The 19,831-nt window shown below is 53.4% G+C and carries 21 protein-coding genes and 1 riboswitch; all 21 genes read right to left on the reverse strand.

Annotation, left to right across the window (positions count from 1 at the left end; genetic code table 11):
* Positions 1-117: 117 nt before the first annotated feature.
* The gene (atpA, locus tag M1D70_RS29260) at positions 118-1,632 is read right to left on the reverse strand and encodes a F0F1 ATP synthase subunit alpha (protein WP_015737746.1); all 1,515 of its coding nucleotides are present in this window, start codon (positions 1,630-1,632) and stop codon (positions 118-120) included.
* Positions 1,633-1,650: 18 nt separating this feature from the next.
* A complete protein-coding gene (locus M1D70_RS29265) occupies positions 1,651-2,196 on the reverse strand; it encodes a F0F1 ATP synthase subunit delta (protein WP_009590556.1) in 546 nt (181 codons plus the stop codon).
* Positions 2,193-2,681, reverse strand: coding sequence for a F0F1 ATP synthase subunit B (gene atpF, locus M1D70_RS29270; protein WP_009590554.1), 489 nt, complete (start codon positions 2,679-2,681; stop codon positions 2,193-2,195). Before atpF ends, M1D70_RS29265 begins: the two co-directional genes overlap by 4 nt.
* 95 nt (positions 2,682-2,776) lie before the next feature.
* Positions 2,777-2,989, reverse strand: a complete 213-nt coding sequence (atpE, locus tag M1D70_RS29275; RefSeq protein ID WP_007128780.1) for a F0F1 ATP synthase subunit C — start codon at positions 2,987-2,989, stop codon at positions 2,777-2,779.
* A gap of 106 nt (positions 2,990-3,095) precedes the next feature.
* Positions 3,096-3,857: a F0F1 ATP synthase subunit A gene (gene atpB, locus M1D70_RS29280; protein WP_009590537.1), complete on the reverse strand. Its 762-nt coding sequence runs from the start codon at positions 3,855-3,857 to the stop codon at positions 3,096-3,098.
* Between the two features lie 35 nt (positions 3,858-3,892).
* Positions 3,893-4,270 carry an ATP synthase subunit I gene (locus tag M1D70_RS29285; RefSeq protein ID WP_015737749.1) on the reverse strand — a complete coding sequence of 126 codons (378 nt, stop codon included), beginning with the start codon at positions 4,268-4,270 and terminating at the stop codon, positions 3,893-3,895.
* Positions 4,267-4,497: an AtpZ/AtpI family protein gene (locus tag M1D70_RS29290; RefSeq protein ID WP_009590543.1), complete on the reverse strand. Its 231-nt coding sequence runs from the start codon at positions 4,495-4,497 to the stop codon at positions 4,267-4,269. The genes M1D70_RS29285 and M1D70_RS29290 overlap by 4 nt, the downstream gene beginning before the upstream one ends.
* A gap of 175 nt (positions 4,498-4,672) precedes the next feature.
* The gene (gene wecB / locus M1D70_RS29295; protein WP_009590538.1) at positions 4,673-5,830 is read right to left on the reverse strand and encodes a non-hydrolyzing UDP-N-acetylglucosamine 2-epimerase; all 1,158 of its coding nucleotides are present in this window, start codon (positions 5,828-5,830) and stop codon (positions 4,673-4,675) included.
* A 68-nt stretch (positions 5,831-5,898) separates the two neighbouring features.
* The gene (gene upp / locus M1D70_RS29300; protein WP_009590550.1) at positions 5,899-6,528 is read right to left on the reverse strand and encodes a uracil phosphoribosyltransferase; all 630 of its coding nucleotides are present in this window, start codon (positions 6,526-6,528) and stop codon (positions 5,899-5,901) included.
* A gap of 336 nt (positions 6,529-6,864) precedes the next feature.
* The gene (locus tag M1D70_RS29305; protein ID WP_456288606.1) at positions 6,865-8,115 is read right to left on the reverse strand and encodes a serine hydroxymethyltransferase; all 1,251 of its coding nucleotides are present in this window, start codon (positions 8,113-8,115) and stop codon (positions 6,865-6,867) included.
* A gap of 90 nt (positions 8,116-8,205) precedes the next feature.
* Positions 8,206-8,790, reverse strand: a complete 585-nt coding sequence (locus M1D70_RS29310) for a TIGR01440 family protein (RefSeq protein ID WP_456288607.1) — start codon at positions 8,788-8,790, stop codon at positions 8,206-8,208.
* 80 nt (positions 8,791-8,870) lie between these two features.
* The gene (gene rpiB, locus M1D70_RS29315; RefSeq protein WP_009590548.1) at positions 8,871-9,335 is read right to left on the reverse strand and encodes a ribose 5-phosphate isomerase B; all 465 of its coding nucleotides are present in this window, start codon (positions 9,333-9,335) and stop codon (positions 8,871-8,873) included.
* 114 nt (positions 9,336-9,449) lie between these two features.
* A riboswitch (ZMP/ZTP riboswitch) is annotated at positions 9,450-9,531 on the reverse strand.
* A gap of 107 nt (positions 9,532-9,638) precedes the next feature.
* Positions 9,639-10,226, reverse strand: a complete 588-nt coding sequence (locus tag M1D70_RS29320) for a low molecular weight protein arginine phosphatase (protein WP_009590545.1) — start codon at positions 10,224-10,226, stop codon at positions 9,639-9,641.
* A gap of 55 nt (positions 10,227-10,281) precedes the next feature.
* Positions 10,282-10,845, reverse strand: coding sequence for a manganese efflux pump MntP (locus M1D70_RS29325; protein ID WP_015737752.1), 564 nt, complete (start codon positions 10,843-10,845; stop codon positions 10,282-10,284).
* Between the two features lie 69 nt (positions 10,846-10,914).
* Positions 10,915-12,093: an L-threonylcarbamoyladenylate synthase gene (locus M1D70_RS29330; protein ID WP_456288608.1), complete on the reverse strand. Its 1,179-nt coding sequence runs from the start codon at positions 12,091-12,093 to the stop codon at positions 10,915-10,917.
* A 574-nt stretch (positions 12,094-12,667) separates the two neighbouring features.
* Positions 12,668-13,363 (reverse strand): stage II sporulation protein R, encoded by a 696-nt coding sequence (spoIIR, locus tag M1D70_RS29335; protein WP_009594552.1) that lies wholly within the window; start codon positions 13,361-13,363, stop codon positions 12,668-12,670.
* A 243-nt stretch (positions 13,364-13,606) separates the two neighbouring features.
* Positions 13,607-14,788, reverse strand: a complete 1,182-nt coding sequence (locus M1D70_RS29340) for an FtsW/RodA/SpoVE family cell cycle protein (RefSeq protein ID WP_009594539.1) — start codon at positions 14,786-14,788, stop codon at positions 13,607-13,609.
* 305 nt (positions 14,789-15,093) lie between these two features.
* On the reverse strand, positions 15,094-16,281 hold the full coding sequence (locus M1D70_RS29345; RefSeq protein ID WP_456288609.1) for an FtsW/RodA/SpoVE family cell cycle protein: 1,188 nt from the start codon (positions 16,279-16,281) through the stop codon (positions 15,094-15,096).
* Positions 16,282-16,420: 139 nt separating this feature from the next.
* The gene (gene prmC, locus M1D70_RS29350) at positions 16,421-17,311 is read right to left on the reverse strand and encodes a peptide chain release factor N(5)-glutamine methyltransferase (RefSeq protein ID WP_456288610.1); all 891 of its coding nucleotides are present in this window, start codon (positions 17,309-17,311) and stop codon (positions 16,421-16,423) included.
* A 4-nt stretch (positions 17,312-17,315) separates the two neighbouring features.
* A complete protein-coding gene (gene prfA, locus M1D70_RS29355) occupies positions 17,316-18,383 on the reverse strand; it encodes a peptide chain release factor 1 (RefSeq protein ID WP_009594489.1) in 1,068 nt (355 codons plus the stop codon).
* Between the two features lie 224 nt (positions 18,384-18,607).
* Positions 18,608-19,708: a redox-regulated ATPase YchF gene (gene ychF, locus M1D70_RS29360; protein WP_456288611.1), complete on the reverse strand. Its 1,101-nt coding sequence runs from the start codon at positions 19,706-19,708 to the stop codon at positions 18,608-18,610.
* Positions 19,709-19,831 lie beyond the last annotated feature (123 nt).

The following is a 19,831-nucleotide window of genomic DNA, read 5'->3' on the forward strand; positions in this document are numbered from 1 at the left end:
GGACCAAAGCCACATCTGTTGTAAAACCACTTTGGTCACAGCCAAAGCTACATTCCATATGATGAAAGAGGATGCCGGGCTTACCCCGGCTCCCCTCCTATTACTTGCCTGAGGAGCTTAAACCGAAGCGGCAAAGCCCTTCTTAAATTGATCGATTGCCGCTTTCAACGCGTTTTCGTTGTCGGACGTCAAATCCTTCGTATCCGTAATGGATTGAAGAATTTCCGGTTTATTGCTTCCAATAAACGCGAGGAACTCGCTCTCGAAACGACGCACGTCAGCAACCTCGATATCATCGATATATCCTTTAACGGCTGCGTACAAGCTAACCACTTGTTGTTCAACGGACAACGGCTGGTTTACGCCCTGTTTCAGGATTTCCATCAATCTTGCACCACGGTTCAAACGAGCCAAGGTTGATTTGTCCAGATCGGATCCGAACTGGGAGAACGCCTGGAGCTCGCGGTATTGCGCAAGATCCAGCTTCATGCCGCCCGCAACCTTTTTCATCGCCTTGATCTGCGCGGAACCGCCGACACGGGATACCGAAATACCGACGTTAATCGCTGGGCGTTGTCCGGAGTAGAACAGCTCGGACTCCAGGAAGATCTGTCCATCCGTAATGGAAATTACGTTGGTTGGAATGTAAGCAGATACGTCAGAAGCCTGTGTTTCAATAAATGGCAGTGCGGTTAATGAACCACCACCAAGCTCATCGTTGAGCTTCGCTGCACGCTCCAGCAAACGGGAATGCAGGTAGAAAACGTCACCCGGATAAGCTTCCCGACCCGGAGGACGACGGAGGAGCAAGGACAATTCACGGTATGCTGCAGCTTGCTTCGACAAGTCATCATAGATGATGAGTGCATGCTCGCCTTTGTACATGAAGTACTCGCCCATTGCGCAGCCTGCGTATGGAGCGATGTACTGCAGCGGAGCCGGCTCGGAAGCCGAAGCCGTAACAACGATCGTGTACTCCAGCGCGCCATGACGGCGAAGAGTTTCAACAACCTGTGCTACAGTGGACTGCTTTTGCCCGATGGCTACATAAATACATTTAACGCCGCTGCCCTTTTGGTTCAGGATTGTATCGATGGCAACGGTGGTTTTACCTGTTTGGCGGTCACCGATGATCAGCTCGCGCTGACCGCGGCCGATAGGTACCATCGCGTCGATTGCTTTAATACCGGTTTGCATCGGCTCATGAACGGATTTACGGTCGATAACGCCTGGTGCACTGCTCTCAACCGGACGGAATGCAGTCGCTTCGATCGGGCCTTTGCCGTCAAGCGGCTGACCCAGCGGATTCACGACGCGTCCAAGCAGAGCTTCCCCTACAGGAACCTCCATGATACGTCCTGTACGCTTTACCTGATCGCCTTCCTTGATTTCGGAGTAAGGTCCCAGGATAACGACACCGACATTGCTCTCCTCAAGGTTCAGCGCCAGACCGAACACGCCGTTTTGGAACTCCAAAAGTTCCCCGGACATCGCGTTCTCCAGGCCGTACACGCGAGCAATACCGTCACTTACTTGAATTACCGTACCTACTTCAGAGACAGTGATATCGGATTTATATTCTTCAATTTGACTTTTGATTAAAGTACTGATTTCTTCAGGTCTGATACTCAACGTTTTCACCCCTATCTACTATGCTCGTCTATTAAAAGACTTTTCGAGACGTTCCAGCTTCCCGGCAATGCTTCCGTCATACAGCTTGTCGCCAATGACAACTTTCAGGCCGCCGAGCAAACTTTCGTCCACAACATTGGTCACGCGGATCTTCTGATGTGCTAACTGTCCGAATTCCGAAGCAACCTGTTCTTTTTCCTGATCGCTAAGCGGGTAGGTGGAGTACACAGTGGCGTCTGCCAATCCCAAGCTCGCACCTTGTATCTTCACATAGCTGTTCAGCAGTTCTGCGAACATCTCTGCACGCCCTCTGTCGAGAAGCAATTCGATCGTGTTCAATACAGGCTGCGATACCTTCCCTGCCAACGCCTTGCTGATTACGTTCATTTTCACGGACTGGGGAACATTCGGCGTGGCGATGAATTTCTGGATGTCGGCATCGCCTTCAATGGCATGCACGACAGCCCGCAATTCCTCTTCCACTTCCAGACCCTTCTGCTGCTGAGCCGCCACTTCGAACAGCGCCCGCGCATACCGCTTGGCTGCTACCGTATTTTGGCTCATGGTCTGCCTCCTACCTCTTTAAGGTATTGATCCACCAGTTCTTCTTGAGCTTGGTCATTCTTGACTTCACGTTCGATCAGCTTGGTCGCGATCTTCACGGAAACGCTGCCGATTTCGCTGCGAAGCTCTTCGACCGCTTTCTTCTTCTCATTCTCGATATCACGAACAGCTTCGGATTTCAGGCGAATTGCCTCTTCCTTAGCTTGTTCCATAATTTGCTCTGCTTGTTTGTTGCTAGTTTGTCTGGAACGCTCGATGATTTCGTGAGCATCTTGACGCGCTTGCTCCAGTGCCTTCTTCTGCTCTTCTACATATGCAGTCGCCTGCTGGCGGGTCTGTGCCGCTTCGTTCATCTGGCTCATGACCAGCTCACGACGCTGCTCCATGATGCCGAACAATTTGCTGAACGCAAACTTTTGAAGCAAGAGGTAAAGAATAACAAACGCGATAATAGTGATTACCATATTTTCCCAAAGAATTGTCATTGAGGTCACTCCTTTCCATCAACACGAAGTGCGGTGCCTAACAAAACGAAGGCGCGGATGGCATCGGCCCTCCCCGCCAAACCGTTGTATTGTTATTAAGAGAACATGATCAAGAACGCGATTACAGTAGCTGCCAAAGGAATAACCTCTACGATACCAACACCGATAAACATCGTTGTTTGCAATTGACCACGTGCTTCTGGTTGACGAGCGATAGACTCAACTGTTCTGCTTACGATCATACCGTTACCCAAACCTGCGCCAAGGGCGCCCAGACCTACTGCAATAGCTGCTGCCAAAAATTCCATTGTTAAATATCCTCCTTAAAATTGTTTCAAAATTGAAATTTGGTGAAACTATAGAAAATATCTCTTTCGAAAAACACCGCTGTTACGGCGGATTCGTCCGAGTTGATCAATGCTCTTCGTGAATCGTCGTTTGCGAGATGTATACCATTGTCAAAATCGTAAAGATAAACGCCTGCAATGCACCAATGAAGATACTGAAACCTTGCCATGCGGCCATGAACGGAATGCCCCAGAAGCCGGTTTTCAGAATCACCGTGATCAGTACCTCGCCGGCAAAAATGTTGGCGTAAAGCCGGATTGCCAGAGCGATAGGTTTTGCCAGGTTCTCAATGATATTGAGCGGCAGGAAGATCGGGAACGGTTCGATGTAATGCTTCAGGTAATGCTTGCGATTCAGCTTCAGGCCCAGGTAGTTCATGAGCACGAATACAACGATCGCAAGACCGGCCGTAACGGAAATGTCCGCTGTTGGCGACTTCCACCACAATACGTGAGCATAGTGGCCATGTTCAAGTCCGAGTGTAGCCAGGATTGGCTGACCAAAGACTGTGAAGTTCTCCGGCAAGTCGGTGATAATTGAGAACGGCAAGCCTAGCAAGTTGGCTACAAAGATGAACAGGATCAGAGTAAGCCCCAACGATATGTAAGCTTTCCCTTTCTTCAGATCCATCGCACTCGCTACGACGCCTTGCACAAATTCCACTACCCATTCCATGAAGTTTTGCAGTTTGGAAGGGTTTTCGACAGATAGATTACGTACCGCCAGCCGGCATAATACGAACACCACCACACAGGTGACAAGAAGCATTATGACCGCCGATAGGTCAATATTCAATCCGCCAAGTTTGATAATCGGTGAATCATGCATATAATTGTTTTCACCCCTTTCCAAGTTAGCGCTGATCAATGATTGTTTCTCAAACTGAACACAATGCTGACAGGAATGGTCAACAATTGGGGTATGAACAGACCGGCGATTGCACCGCCGAGGGATACCTGTTCGAGTTTTACGGCGAAGATCACAATCAGAAGCCCGATGCACAATCTCGTAATGAAGCCGAAGTTGTACTTTTTCGGTTCCGGATCGACAGCCAATTGCGCCAGCTGCTGCACTTTCATGGAGAGGAAGCGTACATTAAACAAGCCCGCCGCCATGCCCATGATCAACCCCATAATAATCGGGCGGAATTCCGGATAGAGAGCCCATCCGAGAAACAAGGCAGACAATAAGAGTAGCGATACTCTAAATACAGCGTTCACAATGGAAGTCAAATCATTCACGCCTGCGCCCCCAAAAACTTTTTAATGAGAAGAGCGATATTCAAAATCCCTACAAAGAGCCCCGAAAGCGTACCAATGGCAAGCCACACTCTGGGCCCGTCCAATTGATTCATGAGCCATCGCCCGGTAAAAAAACCGATGAGAATGTAAGCGGCAAGCAAACCGCCCGCCCCGCTAATGTATAGCGCTATCAACCAAGGGTTATCTTGACTTTTCGGATTTTTCATATGAACCTCTAATCCCAACTCATTTTACTGAATATAGCAAGAGTTTGTCAATGAATCGATTTGATGGATTTCCCGTGTAAAATCGGCGTTTTGAGCAGTCTAAATTGCGCAAAACGCCGCGGTAACCGTACAGTTCAACTGTATGCTGTCCCCTTGCCAATCAGAATACGGTAAACTATGCCTTTGTGAACATTCTGTGAAATTCCTCAGGACGCTCTTTCCGGATGCCAAAATGGTGCAAAATCGCATTGACAATTCGCTGGGAAGCCTGTCCATCTCCGTAAGGATTAGCGGCTTTGCTCATCTTGTCATAAAGCTCCTGATCGGTCAGCAGAGCCTTAATGCGTTCGTACACATTCTCTTCCTGGGTGCCTACCAGCTCCAGGGTTCCGGCCTCAATGCCCTCCGGACGTTCCGTCGTGTCCCGAAGCACCAGCGTCGGCACGCCGAAGGAAGGAGCCTCCTCTTGCATGCCGCCCGAATCCGTAATGATGAAATGCGTACGGGTGTAAATATTGTTCATATCCACGACATCCAGCGGTTCAATCAGCTTGATGCGCGGGTGGTTCCCCAAAATGCGGTGAGCCGGCTCTTTGACGGCAGGGCTCGGATGCACAGGGTAGACGATGGCGATATCCTCGAACTCGTCGGCAATGCGCTTCACCGCTTCAAAAATCTGACGGTGCGGCTCCCCTTGGGATTCGCGGCGGTGCGCCGTCATCAGGATCAGGCGCTTGCCCTGTGCCCAATCCAGAACCGGATGGGTATATCCTTCCCGCACCGTATACTGGAACACGTCCGTGGCGGTGTTGCCCGTCACGTAAATACGGGATTCCGGCTTGTTCTCCTTGCGGAGATTCTGGGCAGACCAGTCCGTCGGCGCAAAGTGCAGATCGGCCAGCACGCCGGTCAACTGACGGTTCATTTCTTCAGGATAAGGATTCAGCTTGTTCCATGTGCGAAGACCCGCCTCTACATGGCCGACCTGAATTTGCTGTAGGAAGGCCGCATAGCTGGCCAGGAACGTTGTCAGCGTGTCGCCGTGCACCAGCACGATATCCGGCTTGGCCTCGCGCAGGACAGGCTCAAGCCCCTCCAGAACGCGTACGGTGATCTCGTTCAGCGTTTGACGGTCTTTCATCACGTCCAAGTCATAGTCCGGAACAATCTTGAACACGTCAAGCACCTGATCCAGCATTTGCCGATGCTGCGCAGTTACACAAACCACCGATTCGATATGCTCCGGATGGCGCTGAAGTTCCAGAATAAGCGGCGCCATCTTGATCGCTTCGGGGCGGACCCCAAATATCGTCATCACTTTCACTTTTGACATGTTTGAAATTACCCCTCTTTGCATGCTTGTTTTTTCAATTCAAGTCGTACGAATGACTGGCTCGGCTCTTATTTCGTGCCGTACAGCCGATCTCCTGCATCACCCAGGCCCGGTACGATGTAGCCGTGGTCGTTGAGCCCTTCATCCAGAGCAGCAACGTAAATATCCACGTCCGGATGGACGTCATGCACGGCCTTTACGCCTTCCGGCGCAGCCACGAGATTCATCATCTTGATCTGGGTGCAGCCGCGCTTCTTCAGCACGTCGATCGCAGCGATGGCCGATCCGCCCGTTGCCAGCATCGGATCGATGACGATCAATTCCCGCTCCGTCACGTCGGTTGGAAGCTTCGTATAATACTCCACGGGCTGAAGCGTTTCGGGGTCGCGGAACAATCCGACATGCCCTACCTTGGCAGCGGGAAGCAGCTTGACCACGCCGTCCAGCATGCCAAGACCCGCACGCAGGATCGGCACGAGGCCGAGCATCCGGCCGGAAATGACTTTCCCTTGGGTTTCGGCTACCGGCGTTTGAACAGATATCGATTCAAGAGGAACCTCCCGCGTAATTTCATAAGCCATCAAAGTCGCGACTTCGTCTACCAATTCGCGAAAGTCTTTTGTGTTAGTCCGCATATCGCGTATAAATGTAAGTTTGTGTTGAATCAACGGGTGATCACAAATCACCAATTTTCCCATGTCTGGTCCCTCCGGTTTGAATGCAAATGTTATTTCAATATGGGCGTAAATACTTGTGAGCTCCATAAATCCTGTCTATTATATCATTCCCTCTAGTCAATTGACACCTGCACGAGTCATGTTTATTTCCGTGAGTTTTGACCTTATAACCGGATCTTCGTCAGCCCTGCACCTAGGTTTTCCATTTTCGCCTATATTGATCCTCACCGCGAAGCGACCCGACCGGGAGCATGCGAGCATTAGCAATCTGGCCAGAATGTGACAGCTCCTAAAAGAGGACCCCACCTTCAGGTGGGGTCCTCTTATCATAGGCCTCTTATGCTGACGAAACTGTGATTAATATTTCATTTCGGCATAAAGAGGATACTGATCCGTAAGCTCAGCCACCAAACGGCCCGCTTTTTCCAGCGTCGCCTCGTCTTTAGGCTGCTTCAGGGTCATGGCAATAATCTTCGCGATTTTCACCATCGCCTGCTCATCCATGCCGCGGGAGGTTACCGCCGGCGTACCGATACGGATACCGCTCGTGACGAACGGGCTCGTCGGATCAAACGGGATGGCGTTCTTGTTGACGGTAATTCCAATGGAATCCAGCACCTTCTCTGCGTCTTTGCCGGTGATGTCCAGATTGCGGGTATCGACCAGCATCAGATGGTTATCGGTTCCGCCGGAAACGATGTTCAGTCCTTCCTCGATCAGGGTGTCAGCCAGCACTTTCGCGTTCTTCACGACGTTCTCTGCATACGTCTTGAAGGATGGATCCAATGCTTCGCCAAGTGCCACGGCTTTGGAAGCAATGACATGCATGAGCGGTCCGCCCTGGGAGCCTGGGAATACCGCTTTGTCGATCGCCTGCGCCCATGCATTCTTGCACAGAATCATGCCGCCGCGAGGGCCGCGAAGGGTCTTGTGCGTCGTGGTGGTTACGAAATGGGCATGCGGAACCGGATTCGGGTGAAGACCCGCGGCAACGAGACCGGCAATATGAGCCATATCGACCATGAACAATGCGCCTACGTCGTTCGCGATGGCAGCAAGCTTCTCGAAATCAATGATGCGAGGATATGCACTTGCACCCGCCACGATCAGACGAGGACGGTGTTTGAAAGCCGCTTTGCGGACTTCGTCGTAATCGATAAGGAACGTATCTTCCTGCACGCCGTACGCAACGAAATTGTACAGAAGGCCTGACGCGTTAACCGGGCTTCCGTGAGTCAAATGGCCGCCGTGGGCCAGGTTCATGCCGAGCACGGTATCTCCAGGCTTGAGCGCAGCCAAATACACCGCCATGTTCGCTTGGGCGCCGGAGTGCGGCTGAACGTTGGCATGCTCGGCACCGAACAATTCCTTCGCGCGGTCACGGGCGATATCCTCCACGATATCCACACGCTCACAGCCGCCGTAATAACGCTTGCCAGGGTAGCCTTCCGCATATTTATTCGTCAGCACCGTCCCCATGGCTTCCATAACCGCTTCGCTGACGATGTTCTCGGAGGCAATCAGCTCAATGTTGCTGCGTTGACGCTTCAGTTCCAAATCCATCGCTTCCAATACAGCCGGGTCATTCTTCCGCAAATGTTCCATCATGTTCATATCCTCCCATAATCAATCGTTATTTTCTCTTGCCAAGTCAAGACTACAAGTTTACCTAATGACTAAAGCGGGCTCTCATTCGAATCAATCGCACAGCGTGAAATCATCCCGCTGCTCGAGTCTGTACACGGCGCGTTCTCCGCCGATCAGCTTCGGCCGGGTGTAAGCCGCCGTTACGCGCGCATCGCCGATATAACGCTCGCTCGGCCTGAACGGAACCGCCACTCTCCGCAAATGCATGCCGATCAGCGTCTCGCCGATATCGACACCCGCATGGGCCTCAATGGATTCCGCAAGGCAGGGCTCCTTCATACTCCGATACGCCGCCGAGGCCATGGAGCCTCCCGCCCCTGGAATCGGTACAGCCGCCACTTCCGTCAGGCGCAGCTCTTCGAGCAGTCCCCGCTCCATGACAAGCGCCCGGTTCAAATGCTCACAGCATTGATAGGCTACAGCGAAGCCGAATTCCGCTTGAACCTCGGCAATGCCCTGAAGAAGCTGCTGCGCCGTTTCAAGAGCGCCGCCTGTGCCGATCCGGCGTCCGACCACTTCACTGGTGCTGGCTCCGATGACCAGCACCTTGCCCGGTCCTAAGGCTGAAGCTTCGGCCAGTTCGCGGACGATCCGCGCCGTCTGTTCGCTCAAGGAAACCTTGGAGATATCCGTCATGTCACAGTCCTCCCGATGATTTTTTTCACAGAAGATGCTTCATTCCATACGCAATAACCGCAGCAGCTTTACGCGTTGACCTATCGCGATTCGCTCTTCAGGTAACGCTCCTCGATGGCCTTGATCTTGTTCACGCGGCCGACATGGCGTTCGCCCTGGCTGAAATCCGTTGTCAGCCATGCGCTGACGATCTCGGCAGCAAGCCCGGGACCGACGACGCGCTCGCCCAGCGCAATCACGTTGCTGTCATTATGCTCACGCGTGGCTTTGGCCGAAAACACATCATGCGTCAGCGCGCAGCGGATGCCCGGCACCTTGTTGGCGGCAATGCTCATGCCGATTCCCGTTCCGCAGATCAGAATGCCCCGATCCGCTTCACCCGAGACCACCTTCTCGCACACCGGAAGCGCGTAATCGGGATAATCCACGGAATCGGAACAGCCGCAGCCAAGATCCTCCACCTCGTGTCCAAGACCCCGAATGACCTCCACGATCTCCTCTTTCAGACGAATGCCGGCATGATCGGTACCCAATGCAATTTTCATCTATGAAAAACCCCCTCGAATGTTCGCTTTTGCGTTTTAGCTTGTTTCATTATAACCCAAACTCCACGCAAAAGACGAAAAAAGAGCAGTCGGCGCACGTATTGTGCTCCAAATGCTCTTTGCCCAGGCGACCGGCCGTATATTCCGATGCTCCATCGTGGTTTCATCCACTTCGTCGCCAGTTACATCGGATTCATGTTTTTCACCTTCATCTTAAAGCAATACCCTGCGAAAGGCAAGCGGCTTTTTTAGCCAGATTGAGCCTGGATCCAGATTTACTCTTCGCTTCCGTCGAAGCCGATCCTATTTATGCTGATCCGCTTCCAGCTTGTCCAACAGACGGAAGAGCGCCGTCCGAATCTCCGCCGCCGTCGCCTCGTATTCCTCCCGCGAGCCGCCGAAGGGATCGGAGATATCGAAGCTCGGAATTCGCTGGCGCAGCTCGATCAGACGCTCCCGGTCGCGGTCGCTGACATCGCGGCCCAGCGATCTGGCCAGCTCGAGCGTTGCGTACAGGCTGTCCTGCTCCCGCAGATCATCCAGCACCCGCCGGTCATCCTCCACAAATTCCTTCAGCGTGTGCATCTTGTCGGCGGCATGCGGGAACTGCCGAATCGCATACTGCTTATGCGACTGGGTCAGCGTCAGAATCAGGTCTGCCCATTCCACCAGATTCGCGGTCAGCGGCTTAGATACCAAGCGATCTTGAATATCCTGGTCCCGCAGTATCGATTCCGCATGACGGGATACCGGCATGCCGTCTACGGCCGAGACGCCGGCGGATTGCGTTTCCAGCGGAATGCCCCGCTGTTTGGCGAGCTTGCGCAGCATTCCTTCCGCCATCGGACTGCGGCAGGTATTCCCCGTGCAGACAAACAATATATTTTTCACGGTCCCGTACCTCCCCGTTGTAGGTTGTTTTGGGATTATTGTAACAAATATTGCGTCAAAAGATAAACATCACGCCAAAGATGATCAAAATCAGTCCGCCCAGCATTTCGCCGTACTCTCCCAGCTTGTTGCTCACCTGACGGCCGAGCAGCAGGCCGAGAATGGACAGCAAACCGCCCACGACGCCGAAGGAGATCACGATCAGCAGCACATCATCCACGAACATCCCGAGCGAAACGCCTACCGAGAAGGAGTCGATGCTGACGCTTAGCGAAAACAACAGCATGCCCAAGAACGCGGTAGGATGAATGCGCTGACCTTCCCCGCCCCGCCAAGCATTATACAGCATATGCCCGCCCAGCAGGAGGAGCAGCCCGCCTGCCGCAAACCCTGTGACGTGCCCCAGCAGCATGCCTACATAGCGGCCGGCAAACAAGCCGGCCAGCGGCATAAGCATGTGAAACAACGCGATCATGAAGCTGATGCCCAGCATATGGCCTAAACGCATGCCGCCTCTCATTCCGACTCCGATACCAAGCGAAAATGCGTCTAGCCCGAGTGCAACCGCCATCAGCAGAATCGCCGCAAGCTGTCCCGATTGGACAGACGCCTCCAACATCCCCATTCCCCCAAGTCCCATGGTCTTGTACACCATATGCGGACAAGGGGGAAATCATGCTAAAACCGTTCAATCGGCATCTTCATGGACGTGGATGATGTGATGTCCCGCGGCCTTCAGCAGCCGGTTCATGACGGCTGCGCCAAGCCCCTGGTCCGGGCACGCTTCGGCCAGGATGAAGGTCGCGCCTTCTTCATCGAAGCGGCGCAGGCCGGCGTACAGCCGGCGGGCCGCTTCCTCCGGCACGGCCAGGCTGCCGAGCGAGACGGCAACGTCCGCAGCGTAGTGACCGATGTGCTCGTCGAACGACAGCACGCCGGTCACCTCACCGCGCCGGGCCGCCGCCTCGAGCTCGGCCGCGATGCGTGCCGACACCGTATCGGCACGCGGGCCCTGCACCACGCACATCGCACCCTTCGGTGCGTAGTGCGTGTACTTCATGCCCGGCGAGCGCGGCGCCGGGCTCTCCGCCTCCCCGGCGGCGCGCTGCAGCGCCGGGTCCTGACGCACGCTTGCCGCCACCGCGGCAAGCTGCTCGGCCGTGACGCCGCCCGGGCGGAGCACCGTGACGGCACCGTCATCGCCGACCTGCACCACCGTCGACTCGACGCCCACCCCGGCCGGGCCGCCGTCGAGCACGCCGTCGATCGCCCCCGCCAGATCCTCCAGCACATGGCTGGCCAGCGTCGGGCTTGGCCGGCCGGAGCGATTCGCGCTCGGTGCGGCAAGCGGACAACCGGCGGCGCTGATCAGAGCCAGCGCCACGCGGTGATCCGGCATCCGCACGGCAACCGTATCGAGTCCGGCCGTCACGCGAGGCGATACGGCGCCCGGTTTCACGGGCAGCACCAGCGACAGCGGTCCGGGCCAGAACGACGCCATCAGCGCCCGTTCCGTCTCGTTCACCTGCTGGACCAAGCCGTCAAGCTGAGCCAGCTCCGAGATGTGCACGATCAATGGATTGTCCGACGGCCGACCTTTGGCGGCGAAGATGCGCTCGACCGCCTCCGTATTGCCGGCGTCAGCACCAAGTCCGTACACCGTTTCCGTCGGAAAAGCCACCGTACCGCCCTGTGCAAGCACCTGGCCTGCTTCGTGCAGCGCCTGCTTCGCTTCCTTCTCCGACCCGAGGCCCTCCTTGGAGAGGGAGCTCGAGACATGCCACAGTTTGGTTGGTTTCGATGCAGCATTCCGGGAGCCTTGTTCCCGCTGCAAATTGCGTTCCTTGTCATTCCCGTTCTGTTCCATACCTATCCCAAGCTTTCTGTATATGAAATATATAAACATCCAAACGCGTTTTGCCTATACTCCAAAAGAAAAAGCGCTTCTCGTTCTTCAGTCCCGTGCCGGTTCCCATGGAAACCGGTCGCGCCAAAGAGAAAGCACTCTTCTAGAGGTTGTTCAAAAATTCCGCTTTTGATAAGAAAACCCCTCATCGAAGCCACTTCAAGGATGAGCGACCGCGATGCATAGGTAGGTTTTCTTGCGATATAGAATTTCATCAACTCCGTTGATAACTTATAAATCCTATATCTAACACGAAGCGAATCAGGAACCAGCTCGGCATCGAATCTTGAATTCAGCCGGGCCTAAGCAGATGCTTTCGAAGTTATGTTTCCTCCGGAAACATCTTAGGTGCTCACGTACCCAAAACGTACGCTCCACTCCTGACGTCCCTAGCTTCATCCAACTGAAGCGTTTTGAAAAAACGCACATCGGAAGCATTAGCTTCGGTGCTGAAAATAACCTTTTTTGAACACGTACTTCTTCATCCAAGTTTATCATACCCTGTCCGTATTGGAAATCCATACGCGGGATCATCCTAGAACAAGCTTGCCACCCAATTCCAGAGGCCCAGAAACATATCCCACAGGAAGAAACGGACCTCCGGCTCGCTTTCGCTTGCCTTCTTCGGCGCTTCCTCCGGAGAAGCGTCACCCGCATCGGCGGACACCGTTTGGATACCCGTCTCTACAGGCTGGGCTGCCGCATCCCCGCTGCCGCCGTCGATGAAGCAAAGCGGCGGGAACAGGACGCACCACCAGTTTTGTCCTTGGCCTTCGCCTAACGTAATCCGCAGCGCATCATAATCGCCCGCCGGATACACCGTGCCCCCGTACAATTTGGTCGGGAACGGCACGACGCCAAGTTCTACATGGTAATTGTAAGTGATTCCTCTTTTTCTCAGCTCTTCACCCACCAGCTGACGGATTTCCGGAAGATGCTGCCGGGTTAATGCCTTGGCGTCTTCCAGGCTTTGCGGGTTCTCCAGCTGCAGGACCCAAAGCTGCATTTGCTCAACGACCGCGTCACGAATCTCTCTTTTGACGAGCTGATCGGACGGGTTATCTGAATTCGCGAGAATGCGAAGCCGTATCGATTCTTGAGGGATCGGACCGCCGACAACGGAAGCATCGATCTGCTGTCCCTCCCAAGCCATGATGACCATAAACATGCAGGATAAGAGCACAACCATTTTTTTTACGATAATACGGAGGGTTTCACTATAATTTTTCATCTCGGACAACCGCCTCTCTATGAACGAAACTCTATGATGCTATCAGTATGTCCGCCTGAAAAAGATATAAACGTGGAATCTAGCAAATCGAAAAAAATTCATAGATTGGCGCATCACAACTTTGACAAAAAAAAGATGCCGTCCCCATGGGAACGGCATCTTCTCATATAAATGACGATTCGGTTTTGGTTATATTCATAATAACTGCACCCAGACCGCGGCGAAGTTCCACCCGACCATCATCTAAGCCTGCTGCTTAGCGGCCGCCGGGCGATAAGCATGCGGATCCGGCATATCTTCCTCCACTTCCTGACCATGCAGCTTGACGCTCATGGCGACCCCGAGACTCGCCATACTAATCACAAGGGACGTCCCCCCGTAACTGATAAAGGGCAGCGTAATCCCCGTCAGCGGCATCAAGCCGATAAACATCCCGATATTCTCGAAGATCTGATATAAAAACATGGCCACGATTCCTATGATTAGAAACGGCCCCGCACGCTCCCTGGATTCCAGGGAGATCAGGATCAGCCGATGGATCAGGATGAAATATAACAGAAGCAGGACGGAGGAACCGATAAAACCGAACTCCTCGGCAATCTGTACGAAGATGGAGTCGGAGTACGCATAAGGCACCCGGCCCGACTGGATCGACGACCCCTGCATGTAACCCTCGCCGCTCATCCCGCCGGAGGCGATGGCGAGCTTCGCATTCGTTGTATGATAGCTGGCCTTGGCGGTCGCTTTCTCCGGATACAGCCACGGATCAATCCGTTCCACCCAGTGCGGCTTCAGTATTTTCGATTCCAGCAGTTCATCATGATAATGAATGTAAGCCTGGGCGCCGCCGAAGGCCACTCCTGCCACCAGCACAAGCCCGATCAGCGCGTGGGAGAACTTGACGTTCCCGATCCAGAGCAGCCCCAGCAAAATGATGACATAGCTAAGCGCGTTCCCCAGGTCATTCTGAGCCATGACGAGCACGAAAGGCACGAACGCCAACAGTCCGATCGGAACGACGTCCTTCCAGAAGGACAGCAGCGGTTTGTTTTTTCGCACCAATACAAAAGAAAGAAATATGATCAGGATCAGCTTGAACAATTCAGCAGGCTGTATACTTAAACTGCCAATGTAAATCCAGCCTTGGGCGCCGTTAATATCCTTACCGATAAACATCACGAGGACCAGCACGGCTAAACCGCCTAAGTATATATATTTGGCATATTTAATCAATAACCGGTAATCCAGCAGGCTAATTCCGAAAAAAGCCATGAAGCCGACAATGTAAAAAGCAATCATGCGAATATGAGAGCCTTCGAACTTGGTGTCGACGGTCGTGCTGTATATGGACGTAATGCTGATACCCATCATCAAAACCAGTACGAAAACAATAACGTAATCCATCTTCTTGAATTTCTGAAGCATGCTTTGATCCCCCTGTGCCCGGAGACACGAACCCCCGGTTTGCCTATACAGGCATATAACGATTATTCGAAAAGAAAGTTTGCCTTGGCCTTTTGATATTCATCATTCCATAAACCCAAATCTGAAGGTGGCATTACGGTCAAGATTTTCAGGGATCCAGCGATGCAAGCCCCTAATGAATTATTCTAAAAGATTTTCACCGCTAACACAATTCGCGATCCTCTTTCCTGAATACCGGAGAAAAAAACAAAAGAGATGCTGCTTTCGATAGCATCTCTTTTGATTCTAAACTCTAATCACCCGCATTAAGCCTGTTTGGTTGGCGCGGGACGGTATGTTTGCGGATTCGGCATATCCTCCTCCACTTCCTGCCCGTGCAGCTTCACGCTCATGGCAACCCCGAGGCACGCCATATTAATGATGAGCGACGTTCCGCCGTAACTGATGAAGGGCAAGGTGATTCCCGTCAAAGGCATCAAGCCGATAAACATGCCGATGTTCTCAAAGATTTGGTACAGCAGCATGGCCACGATGCCAATGATCAGAAACGGACCCGCTTTTTCCCGGCTTTCCAGCGAAATCAGGATCATCCTGTGAATGAGTATGAAATATAACAGCAGCAGCACGGAAGAGCCGATAAAGCCGTATTCCTCCGCAATTTGCACAAAAATCGAATCCGAATACGTATACGGTACGCGCGAAGATTGCACGGAGCTGCCTTCCAAGTACCCCTCTCCGCTCATGCCGCCTGAAGCAATAGCCAGCTTCGCATTGTTCGTATGATAACTTGCCTTCGCGGTAGCTTTCTCGGGCACCAGCCATGGATCGATCCGTTCCATCCAATGACCGCGGCTCTCCATGAGTTTCGATTCTTTAATTTCATCATGAAAGTGGATATAGGCCTGTGCTCCGCCAAAGGCAATGCCTGCTACCAGCAGCAGCCCGATCAGCGCGTGCGAAAATTTCACGTTGCCGATCCATAACAACCCGAGCAGTATGACAATGTAACTGAGTCCGTTCCCCAAGTCATTCTGAACCATGACGATGGCAAACGGAATGAACGTCAGAAAACCAATCGGTACGATATCCCGCCAGAAAGAGAGCCTCGATTTGTCCTTGCGAATAAGGACATAGGTAATAAATATGATCAATACCAGCTTAAATAATTCGGCAGGCTGAATATCCACGATGCCGAGATTGATCCAGCCCGTGGCATTATTTTTGGTTTGACCGATGAAGGAAGGCAGCAAAAGCGTGATTAACCCTCCGATATAGATGTGCAGCGCATATTTATTCCATATTCGATAATCAATCAAACTAAGTCCGAAAAAAGCCGCGAAGCCGAGGATATAAAATACCGCCATTTTAATATGGTGACCCTCGAACCCGGCGGTGTCTAACGTGGCGCTATATATCGACGTGATGCTGACGACCATCAGCATCAGCAGTACAAACACAATGACAAAATCAATCTTCTTCAACTTCTGAAGCATGCTTTCGGTCCCCCTGTGCCCGGAGCCCGTAAACCCCGATGTGCCCATTCAGGCAGAATAACCATCATTGGACAAACAAACCCATGTTCATTCTGCAGCCCGTTCTCTATATTTTAAAAGAAATCGGCCCCGAATACAATTAACGGAAAATTCCCAGAACATGCCGGTCAATCCCCGCCAAATCGGGTACCGTGACGATTTCCTCCCAGTGTCCTGCCTTACGCAGCAGCTCTGCTACATCCCCGGCCTGGCCCATGCCCAGCTCAAAAGCGATCAAGCGCGGCGGCGCCGACAGCAAGGGCAGCTGCGCCATCATGATCCGGTACGGATTCAATCCGTCCGGCCCGCCATCCAGAGCCGTCCGCGGTTCATAGTCCCGGACTTCCGGCTGCAGCTCCTCGATATCCTCCGCCGGAATGTACGGCGGATTGGAGACGAGGATGTCCGGCCCCATGCCGGCGAACGGCTCCAGCAGGTTTCCCTGCCGGAACTCAACCCGGGCGCCCAGCTTCTTCGCGTTCCGCGCGGCAACCTCCAGCGCATCGGGCGAAATATCGCTCGCAAACACATCCCATCCCTTTGACTGCAAAGCCAACGTGATGGCGATGGCCCCGCTGCCGGTGCCGATGTCGACGACCTTCAGCCCTCCATCCGGTCGCGGGGTAAGCTCCTGTCCGTACTTCAGCACCGCTTCCACGAGCAGCTCCGTTTCGGGGCGCGGAATAAGAACCGCCGGCGTGACGTCGAACGGCCGGCCGTAAAACTCCTGTTCGCCGATAATGTACTGCGCCGGAACGCCCTCCGCTTTGCGAGTGATTGCTTCTTCCAAAGCGAGGCGGCGGCCCTCAGGAAACGGATCCGTGAGCGCCATGTAATATGAGGTTCCCGACAGTCCGAGCACATGCTCCAGCAGCAGCTGCGCATTCCGCTGCGGCTCCATCACCCGCATGCGGTCTAAAAAAGAAGAAGCCTCCACAAAGGCTTCCCTGATGCTGCGCTTCGGCGTCAATTCAAATATCGTCCGCTTCAAAGCGTTATACTCCTTTTTCCATCATTTCAGCCTGCTCCGCCAGGGTCAGCGCCGAAACGATCTCTTCAATCTCCCCGTTCATCACTTGATCCAGCTTGTGAACGGTAAGTCCGATCCGATGATCGGTCACGCGGCTTTGCGGGAAGTTGTACGTCCGGATCCGCTCGCTGCGGTCACCGGTGCCGACTTTGCTCTTGCGCTCCCCGGCGTACTTCGCTTCTTCCTCTTGACGCATCATATCGAAGATACGGGCGCGAAGCACCTGCAGCGCCTTCTCCTTGTTGGAGTTCTGCGATTTGCCGTCCTGGCATGTAGCCACGATGCCGGTCGGAATATGCGTTACGCGCACCGCCGACTTGGTGGTGTTAACGGACTGACCGCCTGCGCCACTGGAGCAGAAGGTGTCCACGCGAATATCCTTGTCATGGATTTCGATGTCCACTTCTTCCGCCTCCGGCATAACCGCCACGGTGGAGGTGGAGGTATGGATGCGGCCGCCGGATTCCGTGGTCGGAATACGCTGTACGCGGTGCGCCCCGCTCTCGAATTTCATTTTGCTGTAAGCGCCGCGGCCGTTGATCATGAAGATCACTTCCTTGAACCCGCCCAGATCGTTGGTGTTGACGTCCATCAGTTCAACTTTCCAGCCCTGGGTATCGGCATAACGGGTATACATCCGGTACAGGTCGGAAGCGAACAGTGCCGCCTCGTCGCCCCCGGCTGCGCCGCGAATCTCGATAATGACGTTTTTATCGTCGTTCGGGTCCTTCGGCAGCAGCAGAATCCGAATTCTTTCGGCCAGCTCTTGCTCGCGCTGGGTGAGCTCCTCGATCTCCATTTTCACCATTTCGCGCATCTCGTCGTCCATCTTTTCGCCCTGCATGGTTTTGGCAGCTTCGAGTTCTTCAATGACGTTTTTATATTCAACATAAGCCTCATAAGCAGGCTGTAAATCGGATTGTTCTTTGGAATAATCCCTGAGCTTCTTGGAGTCATTAGCGACATCGGGATCGCACAACAGCTCGCTCAACTTCTCATAACGGTCCGCAAGGGATTGTAATCGGTCCAACAAAGGAATTCACCTCTCTAAGATATATTCCTGAAGATATGCCATTTCGCACTCCGTTTCGTATGACTCATGAAGTGTAAACGACTTTTTATTTTACCATGAAACGACACGTTTGACTAGCAGGCATTTGACCGAAGAAAGGGTTCTCGCCTTTCCGATCGCTTCAAAAAAACCACGGTCCCATGCACAAAGCGACATGGAGCCATGGCCTTTGAAACCTTCATCGATTACACGTTAAAACGGAAGTGCATAACGTCGCCGTCGTTCACGACGTACTCTTTGCCCTCCAGACGAAGCTGTCCGCGCTCTTTCGCGCCGTTCATCGAGCCAGCGGCAACCAGGTCATCGTATGCGACGACTTCCGCACGAATGAAGCCGCGTTCGAAGTCGGTATGGATAACGCCGGCCGCTTGCGGCGCTTTGGTTCCCTTGCGGATCGTCCAGGCACGCACTTCCTGCACGCCGGCCGTAAAGTAGGTATACAATCCCAAAAGACTGTATGCCGCCTTGATCAGACGGTTCAAACCGGACTCTTCCAGTCCCAGCTCCTCAAGGAACATCGCTTTGTCCTCGCCTTCTAGCTCGGCGATCTCAGCCTCAACCTTCGCGCTGATCGGCACCACGATCGCGTTCTCCACGGCCGCGAAATCGCGAACCTGCTGCACGTATGGATTGCTGTCGGCTTCCGCAACGCCGTCTTCGCTCAGGTTCGCCGCGTATAATACCGGCTTCAGCGTCAGCAGGTGCAAATCGCGCACGATCAGTTTCTCATCGTCGCTCAGCTCCACGCTGCGTGCGGGCTGATCGTTGTATAGGGCTTCTTTCAGGCGCTCCAGCAGCTCCACTTCCTGAGCATACTGCTTGTTGCCGCCCTTCATGTTCTTCTTCGCACGGTCGATCCGCTTCTCGACGCTGTCGAGATCCGCAAGTATCAGCTCCAGATTGATCGTCTGGATGTCGCTGACCGGGTTCACTTTACCGTCAACGTGGGTAATGTTCTCGTCTTCAAAGCAGCGGACTACATGAACGATTGCATCCACTTCCCGAATATGGGCCAGAAACTTGTTCCCAAGACCTTCCCCTTTGCTCGCGCCGCGAACCAGGCCGGCGATGTCGACGAATTCGAAAGCGGTCGGCACCGTCTTGTTCGGCTGAACCAGTTCCGTCAATTTGTCAAGGCGCTCATCCGGCACTTCCACGACGCCGACGTTAGGATCAATCGTACAGAACGGGTAGTTGGCCGACTCGGCGCCCGCTTGCGTAATCGCATTAAACAATGTAGATTTGCCGACGTTCGGCAAACCGACGATTCCAGCTTTTAAAGCCATTTATGTGACAACTCCTTATCAGGTTTACTCTTATTTATAAGTATACAAGGCTTGGGCTCCATTCGCCGAAGCCCCTATCACCAGCTAAACAATCTTATTAATTATAGCAGATACCCCATAGAC

The organism is Paenibacillus sp. AK002 (assembly GCF_053903045.1).